Annotated in this window: 15 protein-coding genes; all 15 read right to left on the reverse strand. The window is 60.0% G+C overall.

What is annotated here, in order from left to right:
• Positions 1–14: 14 nt before the first annotated feature.
• The gene (locus B195_RS15120; protein WP_003441860.1) at positions 15–377 is read right to left on the reverse strand and encodes an Hpt domain-containing protein; all 363 of its coding nucleotides are present in this window, start codon (positions 375–377) and stop codon (positions 15–17) included.
• 30 nt (positions 378–407) lie between these two features.
• Positions 408–2105, reverse strand: coding sequence for a fused response regulator/phosphatase (locus B195_RS15125; protein ID WP_003441857.1), 1698 nt, complete (start codon positions 2103–2105; stop codon positions 408–410).
• The gene (locus B195_RS15130) at positions 2102–2404 is read right to left on the reverse strand and encodes an STAS domain-containing protein (RefSeq protein ID WP_003441855.1); all 303 of its coding nucleotides are present in this window, start codon (positions 2402–2404) and stop codon (positions 2102–2104) included. The genes B195_RS15125 and B195_RS15130 overlap by 4 nt, the downstream gene beginning before the upstream one ends.
• 136 nt (positions 2405–2540) lie before the next feature.
• Positions 2541–2993, reverse strand: coding sequence for a flagellar export protein FliJ (fliJ, locus tag B195_RS15135; protein WP_003441852.1), 453 nt, complete (start codon positions 2991–2993; stop codon positions 2541–2543).
• A gap of 6 nt (positions 2994–2999) precedes the next feature.
• On the reverse strand, positions 3000–4358 hold the full coding sequence (fliI, locus tag B195_RS15140; protein ID WP_003441848.1) for a flagellar protein export ATPase FliI: 1359 nt from the start codon (positions 4356–4358) through the stop codon (positions 3000–3002).
• Complete coding sequence (gene fliH / locus B195_RS15145) at positions 4348–5115, reverse strand: flagellar assembly protein FliH (RefSeq protein WP_003441846.1); 768 nt, start codon at positions 5113–5115, stop codon at positions 4348–4350. Before fliH ends, fliI begins: the two co-directional genes overlap by 11 nt.
• Complete coding sequence (gene fliG / locus B195_RS15150) at positions 5116–6138, reverse strand: flagellar motor switch protein FliG (RefSeq protein ID WP_003441844.1); 1023 nt, start codon at positions 6136–6138, stop codon at positions 5116–5118.
• Positions 6131–7912: a flagellar basal-body MS-ring/collar protein FliF gene (gene fliF, locus B195_RS15155; RefSeq protein WP_003441841.1), complete on the reverse strand. Its 1782-nt coding sequence runs from the start codon at positions 7910–7912 to the stop codon at positions 6131–6133. Before fliF ends, fliG begins: the two co-directional genes overlap by 8 nt.
• Positions 7913–7927: 15 nt before the next feature.
• Positions 7928–8260 (reverse strand): flagellar hook-basal body complex protein FliE, encoded by a 333-nt coding sequence (gene fliE / locus B195_RS15160; RefSeq protein WP_003441837.1) that lies wholly within the window; start codon positions 8258–8260, stop codon positions 7928–7930.
• Between the two features lie 234 nt (positions 8261–8494).
• Positions 8495–9874 carry a sigma-54 dependent transcriptional regulator gene (locus B195_RS15165; RefSeq protein ID WP_003441834.1) on the reverse strand — a complete coding sequence of 460 codons (1380 nt, stop codon included), beginning with the start codon at positions 9872–9874 and terminating at the stop codon, positions 8495–8497.
• Positions 9875–9879: 5 nt separating this feature from the next.
• The gene (locus tag B195_RS15170; RefSeq protein ID WP_003441830.1) at positions 9880–11046 is read right to left on the reverse strand and encodes a PAS domain-containing sensor histidine kinase; all 1167 of its coding nucleotides are present in this window, start codon (positions 11044–11046) and stop codon (positions 9880–9882) included.
• A gap of 239 nt (positions 11047–11285) precedes the next feature.
• Positions 11286–12761, reverse strand: a complete 1476-nt coding sequence (locus B195_RS15175) for a sigma-54 dependent transcriptional regulator (protein WP_003441828.1) — start codon at positions 12759–12761, stop codon at positions 11286–11288.
• Between the two features lie 176 nt (positions 12762–12937).
• The gene (locus B195_RS15180) at positions 12938–13231 is read right to left on the reverse strand and encodes a hypothetical protein (RefSeq protein WP_003441825.1); all 294 of its coding nucleotides are present in this window, start codon (positions 13229–13231) and stop codon (positions 12938–12940) included.
• Positions 13232–13255: 24 nt separating this feature from the next.
• The gene (gene fliS, locus B195_RS15185; RefSeq protein WP_003441822.1) at positions 13256–13645 is read right to left on the reverse strand and encodes a flagellar export chaperone FliS; all 390 of its coding nucleotides are present in this window, start codon (positions 13643–13645) and stop codon (positions 13256–13258) included.
• Between the two features lie 96 nt (positions 13646–13741).
• Positions 13742–15103 (reverse strand): flagellar filament capping protein FliD, encoded by a 1362-nt coding sequence (gene fliD / locus B195_RS15190; RefSeq protein ID WP_003441819.1) that lies wholly within the window; start codon positions 15101–15103, stop codon positions 13742–13744.
• Positions 15104–15190: the final 87 nt, after the last annotated feature.

Below are 15190 nucleotides of genomic sequence, written 5' to 3' on the forward strand. Positions count from 1 at the left end.
CAGCTTTGGCCGAATCAGCCGGAGGCAAAGTTCGACGGATTGAAACGCTGGCGCTCGGCACGATAAAGACGACGCACCATCTGGTATTCATCGTCGATTTTGACGACCAGCTCCTTGATACCGGCCAGCGGCTTCTTTTGCGCGCGTTCTTCAAGCAGGCCGCACAGATGCGCCAAACGAATGGCACCCATGTTGCTGCTGCTGCCTTTGAAGCTGTGGGCGACCAGACTCAGGTCGTGGGCTTCGTGTGTGCTGCGCAGTTGATCCAGGCGCTCTTCGGAATCAGAAAGAAAGGTGTCGAGCAAATCCTCAAACCCGCCTTCCATTACGTCCCGCAACGCACTGACTACCTTTGGATCCATATGAATGTCGGACACTTGTTCACTCCTTGATCAAGAATGATCGGATTATGCCAGAGCCTCCCATGAAAACTCTACGGTCGCACTGCGACCATCGGCGGACCATTGCGCTGCAGGGCACAGTTGGCGTACCAAACTCACCCCACGCCCCGACAGACGGTTCAGGTCCAGCGGTCTGGACATCACTGTTGCAACATCAAAACCCTCACCACTGTCGTCTACCTGCAGCAATAAGCGCCCGCCCCGTGGCACAGGTTCGACCTGCACCCGCACCCGCACAAACCCGCTTCGCAGCGCTGCCAGACGTTCATTACGCAACTGGTAATAGCGGGCAAACCCCCGGGCATCTCGCTTGAGCCGTGAATCAAGGCCCAGAACGCCGTGCTCCAGGGCATTGCTGTAAAGCTCGGACAGTACCGCATGAATCACTGCACCCCGGGCCCGCAAGCCGTGAACCTCCATCAGCAATTGCAACAGATAGGGCAGCGGGTTGAACCGTTGCAGCGTGGCCCCGCGGAATTCAAAGCTGGCCGACCAGTCCAGCGGGCTGCACTGGTCACTGTCGGAATAAGGCATGACCGGCACATCCAGAGGCTGCGGCAACTGTGACGTGATCTGCACCATGCTCACATCATCACGGGAATGGCCCTGGAAATCGTGCAGGGCCTGTTCGACCTCGGCAATCAGCATGTGCGGCTGGCGATTGGCATCCAGTACCTGCTGCAAGCGCTCAACTCCGAACAGCTGCTCATCCGGGCCGCTGGTGTCGATCACACCATCGGTCAGTAAAAACAGCTGGTCACCGGGCAGCATTGGCCATACACGGGTGGAGTGATCGAAGGCTTCGGCACGCAATACGCCCAACGGCAGGTGCTGCGAGGTCAATGCCCTGCGCTGCCCCGTGGCCCGGGCTTGCAGATAGCCATCGGGCATGCCGCCGTTCCAGACTTCGACACTGCGCCGCTGGGCACTGATGCACAGCACCGTGGCGCAGCAAAACATGTCGACGGGCAGGATGCCCTGGAGCTTGGCGTTCATTTCCCGGAGCATTTCGGCCAGCCCGTAGCCTTTGGCCGTCATGCTGTAAAACACTTCTGCCAAAGGCATGGCACCAATCGCAGCCGGCAGGCCATGCCCGGTAAAGTCGGCCAAAAGAAGATGGGTATCTCCGGTCGGGGTGTAGGCCGCCAGCAATAAATCTCCATTGAACAAGGCATAGGGCGATTGCAGGTAACTGATATTCGGCGCGCTCAGACAGCCCGCGTGTGCCACCCGGTCAAACACGGCCTTGGCCACCCGCTGCTCGTTGAGCAAGTAATCGTTATGCCGGGCGATCTGGTCGCGCTGTTGCAGCACGGTTTCCTGCAGACGCCGCATCCGGTCCATCACGGTGATTTTCGCCGCCAGCAGCATGGGGTTGTAAGGCTTGCTCAGCACGTCGTCGCCGCCGACCTCGAGACTGCGGGCCAGGGCATCGGCCTGATTCAGGGACGTGAGAAAAATGATCGGTACCAGCACCTCGCCCGCCAATGCTTTGATCTGGCGCGCGGCCTCGAATCCGTCCATCACTGGCATCACAGCATCCATCAACACCAGCTGTGGACGCTCCCGGGCAAACAGCGCTACGGCTTCAGCACCATTGGCTGCCAGCAGCACTTTATGCCCCTGAAGCTGCACAATGCTCGACAACAGCAGGCGGTCAGCGCTGCTGTCCTCGGCAATCAACACGGTCAGGGAGGTGTTCACGTGATATCGAACAGTTTGTCGAAGTTGGAAATATTGAAAATCTTGAGCACATCCGGGTTGCTGTTGATCACCCTGATTTCTGCGTTGTCGCCGCCGGCATGGTCGCGCAGCAACAACAGCATGCCCAGTGCCGAACTGTCGACGTAGGTCGCTTCCTTCAGATCCACCACGCATTCGGTATCAGAGTCGAGCTTTTCGTACGCCTCACGAAATTGCTGATGCTTGGCAAAGTCGAACCGGCCTTTGATCGCGATCGTCAGCTTGCGGCCATCTGCGGAGATTTCAGACGTCACTGCCATGGGGGAGCTCCCGTGTCGGGTTTCGGGTTGACCCGCAAACTATAGACGCTCTGAAACCCAGGGAGTGACGCCGCACAAACTCTGTAGGAGCGAGCCTGCTCGCGAGCAAGCTCGCTCCTACAGGAGAGGGGGGATTTCAGTAAGGATTGTTACGCGGTAAACGCTGGGACAGCTCGTCCATCAGTTTTTGCTCGCGCTTGTCTTCCAGCTGGCGGGCTTCTTCGGCGTAACGCTGGACCAGTTTGCGCAGCCCTTCCACCCGGGCATAGGCCTGTTGCCAGGTTTCGCGGGCCTTGTTGAGGTTGTTCTCATGCCAGACCAGGCTTTGGCGCTGCTGCCCGACGGCGGTTTCAAGCTGGTTGAGGAAGTATTGATAGTTGCGCAACCATTGCCCGGTGACGCCCTGGCTGCCGCGCTCAATCCATTGCGACTGGTATTCCCCGCGGAAGTTTTCCAGGTCGCCGAGTTTGCTGTTGGCCAGATTGACCTGGCCCTGGAAATGCCCCAGCCGCTGCGCTGCGGCCTTCTCGGTTTTTTCGGCCATGTCCACCACCGGCGCCAGACGCGCTGCCCTTCCATCACTGGCCATGGTCGATTAACCGCCCGCGGCCGGAGCGAAGATTGTCCCCAGATGACCAGCACTTTCACCCAGGCTGATATTGTCGTTCAGCCCCTGGCGCAGGTACGCCACCATCGCTGGCTGCAAGGCAATCGCGGTATCGGTTTCGCGATCGCCGCCGGGCACGTATGCCCCCACGCTGATCAAGTCCCGGGCCTGCTGGAAGCGCGACCACAACTGCTTGAACTGCTGGGCACGACGCATGTGTTCCGGGGTAACCACTGACGGCATCACCCGGCTGATGGACGCTTCAATGTCGATCGCCGGGTAATGACCCTCTTCGGCCAGACGCCGGGACAGCACAATGTGCCCGTCAAGCACGCCCCGCGCCGAGTCAGCGATCGGGTCCTGCTGGTCATCGCCTTCGGACAGCACGGTGTAAAACGCAGTGATCGAGCCGCCCCCGGCTTCGGCGTTACCGGCCCGCTCCACCAGCTTGGGCAACTTGGCAAATACCGAAGGCGGATAGCCCTTGGTGGCCGGAGGCTCGCCAATGGCCAAGGCAATTTCACGCTGGGCCTGGGCAAATCGGGTGAGCGAGTCCATCAACAGCAACACGTTCTTGCCCTTGTCACGAAAGTATTCGGCAATACGCGTGCAGTACATGGCCGCGCGCAGACGCATCAGCGGCGCATCGTCAGCCGGGGATGCCACCACCACAGAACGCTTGAGGCCCTCCTCGCCGAGGATGTGCTCGATGAATTCCTTCACCTCGCGACCCCGTTCGCCGATCAGCCCGACCACGATGATGTCGGCCTCGGTAAAGCGGGTCATCATGCCCAGCAGCACACTCTTGCCCACGCCAGTACCGGCAAACAGGCCCAGACGCTGTCCACGGCCGACCGTCAATAAACCGTTGATGCTGCGAATGCCCACGTCCAGCGGCACGCTGATGGGATCACGCTTGAGCGGGTTGATGGCCGGGCCATCCATCGGCACCCAGTCTTCGGCCTTCATCCCGCCCTTGCCGTCCAGCGGCCGCCCCGCACCATCGAGTACACGACCGAGCATGCTCATGCCCATTGGCAAGCGACCGTTATCGGCCAGGGGCACCACCCGGGCACCCGGGGCGATTCCGGCGACACTGCCAACGGGCATCAAAAAAATCTTGCTGCCCGAAAACCCCATCACCTCGGCTTCGACTTGCACCGGGTGAAAACTGTCATCGTTGATCACCAGACAGCGACTGCCCATGGCCGCGCGCAGGCCTTCGGCTTCCAGGGTCAGGCCGACCATGCGCAACAGGCGGCCTTCGACTACCGGCTGCGCGGGCAATGCGACCACCGGGGCATAGGCGCCCAGGCGCCTGGCGAAGCTGGTGCGCTTAAGGTGCATCGGGCTGGTCCAGATCGACGTCGATGTCCGGCGGCGCCGGGTGCAATGCCTGCTCGTGAAGCTGATCGAACAGCTGACTCATTGCCTGTTTGATCCGGGTTTCGATACTGGCATCGATGCGACTGTGTTCGGTTTCGATACGGCAGCCGCCCGCTTGCAGGCTGTCGTCTTCGACGATTTTCCAGCGTTCGTCGTGACGCTCGCGCAAGGCCTTGATCTGATCGAAGTCTTGGGGATTGATAAACAGGCGAATGTTATCGGCACCCATGGGCAACAGCTTCAGGCCCTCGCGCAATACCTGTTCGATCTGCCTGGAATCGGTTTTAAGTTCGCGCTGGATCACTTGGCGGGTCATGTGCTCGACCAGGCCGACCATGGCTTTTTCCAGCTGCTGGTCCTGCTCGGCCAGCGGCGCCATCAGGCTGCTCATCAAGCGTTCAAGGCTGGCCACCCTGGCCGCCAGAGCGACCTCGGCTTCCTGGCGCACCTTGAGCTGAGTGCTGTGAAAGCCTTCCTTTTCACCCGTGGCAAAGCCTTCGTTGTAGGCTTCCTGGCGGATGCTTTCGAGCTCCTCAAGGGTCAGCGGCTGGACTTCATCCAGCGGCACCTCCTGCATCTCGACCGGCGGCTCCTCGACCACCTCGGGCTCAACCTCGAGCGGCTCGCGCCACGGGTCAAAGCTGGGCAGGCCCCATACGTCGAAGGCCCCCACATCCTTGGCGCGAATCACATCTCCGGGCGACTCACCATTGCTCACTTAGATCATCTCTTCGCCGCCCTTCCCGCCGAGAACGATTTCTCCGGCTTCGGCCATTCGGCGGGCGATGGTGAGGATTTCTTTCTGTGCGGTTTCGACATCGCTGACCCGTACCGGGCCTTTGGCTTCCAGGTCGTCGCGCAGCAATTCGGCGGCACGCTTGGACATGTTCTTGAAGATTTTTTCCTGCACGTTCTCGTCGGAGCCCTTGAGGGCCAGTACCAGCACGTCCGAGGACACTTCGCGCAGCAGCGCCTGAATGCCGCGGTCGTCGACATCCGCCAGGTTGTTGAAGACAAACATGAGGTCTTCGATCTGCCCGGACAGGTCTTCGTCGATGTCGCGAATCGAGTCCATCAGTTGAGATTCCATCGAGCTGTCGAGGAAGTTCATGATGTCGGCCGCCCGCTTGATGCCGCCCAAAGAGGTGCGCGCAGCGTTGGAGTTGCCGGAGAACTGCTTTTCGAGGATCTGGTTCAGTTCTTTAAGTGCCGCCGGCTGCACAGTGTTGAGCGAGGAAACGCGCAGGATGATGTCCAGCCGCGCCTTTTGATCAAAGTGGCCGAGCACTTCGCCCGCCTGATCGGGGTCGAGATAGGCCACCACAATGGCCTGAATCTGCGGGTGTTCAAAACGGATCACGTCCGCCACGGCACGGGGTTCCATCCACTTCAGGCTGTCGAGGCCGCTGGTGTTGCCACCCAGCAGGATGCGATCGATCAGGCCGTTGGCTTTGTCTTCGCCCAGGGCCGAGGTGAGCATTTTGCGAATGTAACTGTCGGAGCCGACCCCCAGGCTGGTCTGGTCACCGACGATCTCGACGAACTCGCTCATCACCTGTTCAACCTGCTCGCGGTGCACGTTGCGCATTTGCGCCATCGCCACACCCACCCGCTGGACTTCTTTGGGCCCCATATGGCGCAGTACCTGGGCCGCATCAGACTCGCCGAGGGACAGCAGCAAAATGGCTGCCTTGTCGACCCGGGTCAGCTTGGCGTTGGCAGCAGCTCGGTTATCACTCATCAGCGTTGATCCACTCTTTTACCACCTGAGCCACACGGCCCGGGTCTTCAGCCACCAGACTCTTGATGGCGTTCAACTGCGCGTCATAGCCTTCGCTCGGGCTCGGCAGCATGATGCTTTGCGGGCCCCCAAGGCTGACGCGATCGTTGGCCAGTTCGCCATCCAGGCTGCCCATCTCGGCATCACTGCCAATACCCGCCACCTGCTTGTTGCGGCCATGGCCGGTGATGTTGTTCAGCACCGGACGCAACACCCCGAACACCAGCACCAGAATGAACAGCACACCCAGCACTTGCTTGAGCACATCCCAGAACCAGGGCTGGGAATAGAACGGAATATCGGCAACCACTTCCGCGCGTTCGGTGGAGAACGGCACGTTGATCACGCTGACACTGTCGCCACGACTGGCATCAAAACCCACCGCGTCCTGCACCAGCCGGGTAAAACGTGCCAGTTGATCGCTGGTCCATGGCACCTGGGTAACTTCACCGTTGGCCGGGTTGATGTTGACCTTGTCGTCGATCACCACCGCCACGGACAGGCGATTGACCCGACCCTGCTGCTGCTTGGTGTGGCTGATGGAGCGGTCCAGTTCAAAGTTGCGGGTCGATTGCGAGCGCTTGTCTGCCGGGTACGGGGCCAACATCGGCTGGCCGGTCGCCGGGTCCATGATTTGTTGACCATTGGCATCCAGCAGCGGTTGGCCGGGCTGAATCATGCCCGCGCCTGCTGCACCGCCCTGGGCGGTTTGTTGCGGCGCCGACGCCGGGCTCGGGGGCTGATTGCTCAGCGCCCCGGGAACGCCCTGGGGGCCATTGCTGGCGGTGCGCTGCTCGCTGGTGGATTGCTCGCTGCGCAGGGCCGGCTGATCCGGGTTGAACTGCTCGGAGGTGGACTCGACTGCGCTGAAATCAACATCGGCAGACACTTCCGCCTTGTAGCGGTCATTGCCCAGCACCGGCTGCAGGATGTTGTGCACCCGCTGGGTCAGCATGCTTTCCATGCGTCGGCTGTAGTCGAACTGCTTGCCGGCCATGGTCAGCTCGGAGTTTTGCGCCTGATCGGACAACAGGTTGCCTTTCTGGTCGACAACCGTGATCTGCGACTTGTTCAGCTCCGGAACGCTGGTGGCCACCAGATTGATGATCGCCTGCACCTGGCCCGGCTCAAGCGAACGGCCGCCGTACAGCTCGACCAGCACCGAGGCGCTGGGCTTGCGCTCATCGCGCACGAACACCGAGCTCTTGGGGATCGCCAGGTGCACCCGGGCGCCCTTGACGTTGTTGAGGCTGGAAATGGTGCGCGCCAGTTCGCCTTCCAGGCCACGGCGATAGCGGGTAGCTTCCATGAACTGGCTAGTGCCCAGGCCCTGGTCTTTATCCAGGATTTCAAAGCCGATATTGCTGTCGGTAGGCGTAACGCCGGCGGCGGCAAGTTTTAGCCGGGCACGGGAGACGTCATCGGCCTTGACCAGCAAGGCGCCAGAGTTGGGCTCAACGGTGTAGGCAATGTCGGCGGCGGCCAGGGTTTCCATGACCTGCTTGGCATCCATACCGGCCAGGCTGCCGTACAGCGGCCGGTAATCGGGTTGTTGCGACCACAGCACCACGGCAAAGCCAATCGCCACGCTCGCAGCCAGACCGACCATAAGGCCGACCTGACGCAACATGGTCATTTCGGCCAGATTGTCCAGAAAAGACAACCCGAACAGCGGCGCTTTGCCGCCGGCCGGGCCTGGATTGGCCGGAACGTTATCCGGGAGTGCATCAGCCATGACTTAATATCGTCCTTAAACCGGCATCTGCATGATGTCTTGGTACGCCTGAACCAGCTTGTTACGCACTTGGGTCAATGCCTGAAAGGAGACGCTGGCTTTTTGCGACGCAATCATCACGTCAGTCAGATCAACGCCGGTTTTGCCAATTTCGAACGCGTTCGACAACTGACTCGACGCCTGCTGCGTCTCACTGACCTTGTTGATCGCATTGCCGAGCATGTCGGAGAAGCTGCTGGCACCCGCTTCGGGAACGGCCTGCACAGCCGATTTCGGTTGGGCCATGGCGTCCATTTGCATGGCCCGCATGTCCAACATCAATCGATTAAATTCAATACCTTGGCTCATGGACGACTGCCTCCGACGACCCGCAATTTTTTGACACTTTCACAACGCATCCTGGGGTGTAGCAACAAGGGTGCCAGCTCTTTGTCGTTTTCGAAGAATTAACGTTACCAATCGTCGCAGACAGAAACTCCCGTCGTCGCTGAAGAGGCACCAAGCTGCGATCGGATGCGCAGCGGCCGCGAAGCCAGCACAACGCCATCGCAGCCTCGTCAGCGGCTACAGCCACGGCCCCGGTTACGTCGCGGCAAACAGGCAGGCCTCGACATCCATCCCGGCATCGCGCATTTGCGCCAGCTTGTAGCGCAATGTGCGCGGGCTGATGCCCAGGCGCTCGGCGGCCTCTTTGCGACGGCCGCGCTCGGCGCGCAAGGTCTCGATGATCATCTCGAACTCGCGGCGACGCAGATCATCACCCAGCGCTCCCGACGACTCGGCCGTATCAAGCGGCAAGGATTCGACCAAAACCGGCAATGGCGCGCACGCCACCGGACCTGCCAGGCAGAAGTCCGGCGCTTCAATCAAACCGCCCTGCTGCAGGATCAGCGCCCGCTGAATCGCGTTGTCCAGCTCCCGTACATTGCCCGGCCACGCATAGGTGGTCAGACAGGCCCTGGCCTGGGGCGAAAAGCGCACTGCGGTGTGCTTCATTTTGCTGATGTACTTGGCCAACAAGCGCTCGGCCAACGGCAGGATGTCCGCGGTGCGCTCGCGTAACGGGCGCCAGGCCAGAGGAAAGACCGAAAGCCGGTAGTACAGGTCCTCGCGAAAACGCCCCGCTGCCACCTCCCCCGCCAGATCACGGTTGGTGGTGGCGACTACGCGTATATCCAGCGCAATCGGCTTGCGCCCGCCGACCCGCTCGACTTCGCGCTCTTGCAGCACCCGCAACAATTTGGCCTGCAACCCCAGGGGCATTTCGCTGATTTCGTCGAGCAGCAAGGTGCCGCCGTCCGCCTGTTCGAACTTGCCCGCCTGCGCCGCAATGGCCCCGGTAAACGAGCCTTTTTCATGGCCGAACAAGGTGGCTTCGAGCATGTTGTCGGGGATTGCCGCGCAGTTGATTGCCACAAACGGCTGACTGCTGCGGTGCGAATGCTGGTGGATGTAGCGCGCGAGCACTTCTTTGCCGGTGCCCGACTCGCCCGAGATCAGCACCGTGGAGTCGCTGCGGGCCACTCGCGCCGCCAGATCGAGCAATTGCAGGCTGGCCGGCTCAACCGCCACCGGTCCCTGGCTGTCTGCCGCCCCAAGGCTACCCAGCGCATGCCGGGCGACCAGATCCAGCAGCGCCCGGGGCTCAAACGGCTTCACCAGATAGTCCGCCGCACCCTGGCGCATGGCATCCACGGCGCGCTCGACGGCGCCATGGGCGGTCATCAGCAACACCGGCAATTGCGGCTGGCTGACACGCAACCGGCCAAGCAATTGGTGCCCGTCCATACCAGGCATATTGACGTCGCTGATCACCAGGCTGAATGACTCGCCAGCAACTGCCTCCAGCGCTTCTTCGGCCGATGCCACCGCGCGAAAACCGTGCCCGGCCAGCAACAGGGTGTCCGCCAGGGCTTCACGCAGAGCGCGATCGTCTTCGACCAGTAAAACCTTGATTGCCATCGCCATCAGTTTTCCTGCGCCTCGCCTGGAATCAGCGGCAAGCTGAGCAAGGCACAAGTGCCGCGCCCCGGCCGCGAGTGTAAAAGCAGCTGACCCTGATGGGCCCGGGCCACTGCATTGACCACCGCCAGGCCCAGCCCGGTACCGGTGGCCCTGGTGGTGAAAAACGGCTCGCCCAGACGCTCCAGCACCTTGGGCTCGATGCCGCTGCCGCTGTCACTGACGCACAGGCGCAAGGTGTTGTCACGGGCGTACAGATGAACCTTGAGCCGCACCTGAGGTGTACCGGCTTGCAGGGCATTTTCGATCAGGTTGAGCAATGCACCGACCAGGGTGTCGCGGTTACACAACACAAGACCGCCATAAGCGTCGCACTGCCAGCGCATCGACACGCCCTGAACATGGGTCTGGGCTGCGGCTTGCAGGGCCTGCATCAAGGCCTTGGGAGCAACTTTATCGGTCAGCGGCAGCTCGCCACGGGCAAACACCAGCATGTCGCGCACCTGGTGCTCCAGCTCATGCAGACGTTCCTTGAGACGCCCGGCAAAGCGCTGCTGGGTTTCGACGGGAAGCACCTGTTCAGTCAGATGGCTGGCGTAGATCAGTGCCGCCGACAGCGGCGTGCGGATCTGATGGGCGAGCGAAGCGACCATGCGCCCCAACGAAGACAAACGCTCATGGCGGGCGAGTTGATCTTGCAGGCGCCGGGTTTCTGTCAGGTCGTTGAGCAATACCAGTTGCCCGGGCTCAGCATCCAGCGATCGGGTGGCAATCGACAGGCGCCGCCCGTCTTTGAGCGATACCTCGTGCCCGTCATCTTCACGGGGGGCAAAGCAGCGGGCGATCACGTGGCGCCACAGCTCGCCCTCCAGGGGCAAGCCAAGCAGCTCGCTGGCCGCAGGATTGGCCTCGCGCACAAGGCCGCGGTCATCAATCACGATGACCCCGCCCGGTAATAGATCGAGGAGGTTTTGCAGGCGGTTGGCCAGCCGTTCTTTCTCTGCAAGTTCCGCCATGCGTTGGGCGCTGACAAATGCCAGTTCGCCTTTAAGCTCGGTGACCCGGGCTTCGAGCAGACTGTAGGAATCGGTCAACTGGGTCGACATTTGATTGAACAGCGAGAACGCGTGCTCCAGTTGCGCCGGAGTAGACGGCGTAGCCCCCAGCGACATGGCTTGCCCTGCGAGATCAGGGCCAGAGGACTGTTGGGCTATGTGCGGCATGGGGCGTTCTCGCTTGGCTGACCGTCATAAAACGGTTCGTTGACCCAAGCGGTGCAATACCCGTGCCTAAAGAAGCGGCTTGAAACTGTACCGGCGCAAGCCCGCGGGTGATGGCGGCTTCCGGGCATCCTGGAGCAACAGGCTCGCGAGCTGGCTCGCTGCTACAGAGTCAAAAGCAGCAGCAGGCGTCAATCCTCCGCCGGCTCTTCCCCGTCGCGACGGCTCATGCCGTATTTGCGCATTTTCTCGACCAGGGTGGTACGGCGAATGCGCAGGCGCTCGGCGGCGCGGGCGACAATGCCATTGGCGTCATCCAGCGCTTGCTGGATCAACCCTTGCTCCAGACCACCGAGGTAGTCCTTGAGGTCCAGGCCTTCAGGGGGCAGCATCGCCGTGGCGCTGAAGTCCTGGGTGCTGTTGTTGATCGCCACCCGCTCTTCCATGTCGCTGAACAGGGTGTCGACCAGGTTCTCGTCTTCGTCGTCCACGTAGCGAAATTTCTTCGGCAGTTCGGCGACGCCAATCACCCCGTACGGATGCATGATCGCCATGCGCTCAACCATATTGGCCAGCTCGCGGACATTGCCCGGCCATGCATGACGGCAGAGCGACATGATGGCGCCGGAGTTGAAGCGGATGGAGCCGCGTTTTTCGTGCTCCATGCGCGAAATCAGCTCGTTCATCAGCAACGGGATATCTTCGACCCGCTCGCGCAGGGGCGCCATTTCGATCGGGAAGACGTTGAGGCGGTAGTACAGGTCTTCGCGAAAAGCGCCGACTTCAATCATGCTTTCGAGGTTTTTATGGGTGGCGGCGATGATCCGCACATCAGCGCTTTGGGTCTTGTTGCTGCCCACACGCTCAAAGGTTCTTTCCTGCAGGACGCGTAGCAGTTTGACCTGCATCGGCAACGGCATATCGCCGATTTCATCGAGGAACAGCGTGCCGCCATTGGCCAGTTCAAAACGCCCGGCGCGGCTGGTGATTGCGCCGGTGAAGGCGCCCTTCTCATGGCCGAACAACTCGCTTTCAAGCAACTCTGCGGGAATCGCCCCGCAGTTAACCGGCACAAATGGCGCGTCGCGGCGTTTGGAGTGGTAATGCAGATTGCGTGCGACCACTTCCTTGCCGGTTCCGGACTCGCCGAGGATCAACACGCTGGCGTCGGTATCGGCCACTTGCTGCATCATTTGCCGCACATGCTGAATCGCCCGGCTGGTGCCCACCAGGCTGCGGAACAAGTTGGGTTCGCGATGACGGCCGCGCTCGCGGGCCTGGTCATACATCTCGCGATAGACCTGGGCACGGTGCAGGGAATCGAGGAGTTTGCTGTAGCTGGGGGGCATTTCGAGGCTGGATAAAACGCGGCGGCGCTGGTCTTCCGGCAGGTCGACCGCAGAAATTTCACCTAAAAGCATGATCGGCAGGAACTCATCCCACCCGGCCAGTGTCTTAAGCAAGCTGGAAACACCGCCAGCGATGCTGACAGTACCTACCAGCACGCAGAGCACTTCGCGACTGGACGACAAACAGCTGACAGCCTGCTCCCACTCAAGGCTGGAGCTGGCCAAATTTTCTTCACCCAGAAAATTCAGAATCACCGCTAAATCGCGGCGGCGGACGCTATCGTCATCGATCAGCAGAATTTTGGTTTCACGCCACATGCAATAGCAACTTCCCTAGTCAACTCAATGCCCCGAAACGCAGGGCATATTTAGTCGCCCCAACCTGTTGGATATCTAAGACGACTGAAAAAGAATACAGCACTAGTTAAGTCAAAAGACATACATAGTCAAATTTATGGCGCGCATGTGTCAATTAACCACATATTCCTTATGCCTTAACGGAACAGATGGTAAACCTTTGATGCGCTTTTTGCTTGATTGATCTGTGACATTTGCTCGACCAGCAGTTGGCGCTCGTCGGTGGCCGCCTCCAGCAGCATGCGATAGACCACCAGCAACCCTTCCAGATTCTCGCGCAACACCGCCTCATCCACAGGCGCCTCATCCAGCACACTCTCGACACACACCCGGCAGGCTGAATCCAGCTGGCCGATGGCATCCCAGTTGCGTTCAGCCAGGGCATCGATCAGTGCTTCACGGGTTTCTTGAATTCGTTGCAGTTGGCTCATGACGCACTCCTCGGGCCTTCAATTTTATTGTGGTGCAATCTCGTCCCAACCACTTTTGACCGTGATCAGCAGGCGGGCCACTTCGTCGATGATTTCGGGATCGTTCTGCACATTGGCCTGGGTCAAACGGATGGTCATGTACTCGTACAGGCTGTCCTGGCGCTGGAAGGCGACCTTGTCTTCAGCCTTTGATTCATCCATGCCCTGGCGCAAGCCAGTGATGATGTCGATAGCCTTGGTGATCAACACCACCTTCTGCGGGATATCACCACGGCTCATCGCGCCCTTGGCCTGGGCCATGCGATCCAGACCGCCTTCCATCAGCATTTGAATCAGGCGGTGGGGGCTGGCCTCAGAGATCTGGGCGTGGGAATTGACCTTCTGATACTGACGAAGGGCGCGCATCGGGTTCATGTTGCTACCTCATTACGGTGACAGGCAAAAATGGCCAGGACTTGATCTTTATGTCGACTGTCACGGCTAAAACTTTAGTGATCCGGCTGCGGGAAATCAGCTGGATTTAGGGTTATTCAGCGAGTTCAGAGTGGTCATGATGCTGGAGCTGCTGGCGTTGATCTGGGCGATAAGGGTGTCCATCGCGGTGTACTTGGACGTCAGGGAAGTCTTCATGCTCTCCATCCGTCGATCCAGATCCGCCTGCTGCGTTGTCAGATCCGTCAGCTTGGTATTCAAGTCAGTGACTCGACTCGCCAGCAGCCCGGTGGTACCGACATAGCTGTCTGTGGCCTTGGTCATACGCGCAACCAGACCGGTGTCACCGGTAAACACCTTGCTGATTTCCAGCGCACCATTGGGGGTTGCCACTGCGGCATCCCACTTCTTGTCATCCAGGGTCAGAAGCCCGGTTTTCTGATCGGTACTGATACCCATCTGGGACAGACTGCCCATGCTCGACGAACTGCTGTTCTGCAGCAGCTCGTTACGAATACCGTTAACCAGTTGCCGCATCGAGGCATCACCGGTAAGGGCGCCCGAGGTGGTGGTTGCGGCATCACCGGTGGCGGTGACTTTGGTTTGCGTGTTGATACTGGTCAGCAGCGCGTTGTAAGCACTGACAAAGGACTGGACCGAGGTTTTCAGGGTTGCCGTATTGGAGGCCACGGTAATGGTCGACGCCTTGGTATCAATCAACTCCAGCGTCACGCCGCTGATGGCCGAAGTGATCTTGTTGCTCGACGACTCCATGGCGATGCCATCAATGGTGTAAATGGCATTCTCTGGAGCTTTACCGGCGTCATAGCCGGTCGACAACTCTGAGTCACCACTGATGGTGATGTCGGTACCCTTGCCCGTGGTTTGCGAACCGATGACCAGGCGCGACCCGTTGGCATCGGTCAAAACGTTGGCACTGATGCCCTTGGATTGCAGCTGGGTGTTAATCGCTTCACGGGTTTGCTGCAGGGTAGCGCCAGCCGGGACCGATACATTGTAATCATTGCCGGACTGCGAAATGGTAAGGGTCGTGGGCTCGGTACCCGAGTTGACCACTGACGAGGTCCCCCCCTCAAATACCTTGCTGGTAACTTTCGAGGCGGTCGCCAGCTTGGTCACATCCAGCGCGTAGGTACCGCTGGAGGCCTTGTCATCAATGGTGACCTTGGAAATTTTTTCGTCTGACGAGGTAGCCGCCAGGCCGTTGAAGCTGGAGACACTATTGAGTTTGGCAATGGCTGCGCGATAGGTTTCAAGCGCGCCTTTTACCGTGCCCACAGCGGACAACTGAATCGTGGTGTCTTTTTGTTGCGCAGTAATCTGGGTTTGCTTGGGCGCTTTTTCAGCATCCACCAACGCTTTAACAATACCGATGGTATCGAAACCCGAACCAACACCCGTAATCGTAGAACTTGCCATCTGTATTCTCCTTATCCGGGCTGCCGCTTTATGGGCTTACGCTTTTTTGACGAGCAAGGCCGAGGAAGCAGACAGCATCACAATTCA

It is taken from the genome of Pseudomonas sp. Lz4W (assembly GCF_000346225.2).
In the GTDB taxonomy this organism is placed as follows: domain Bacteria; phylum Pseudomonadota; class Gammaproteobacteria; order Pseudomonadales; family Pseudomonadaceae; genus Aquipseudomonas; species Aquipseudomonas paraversuta.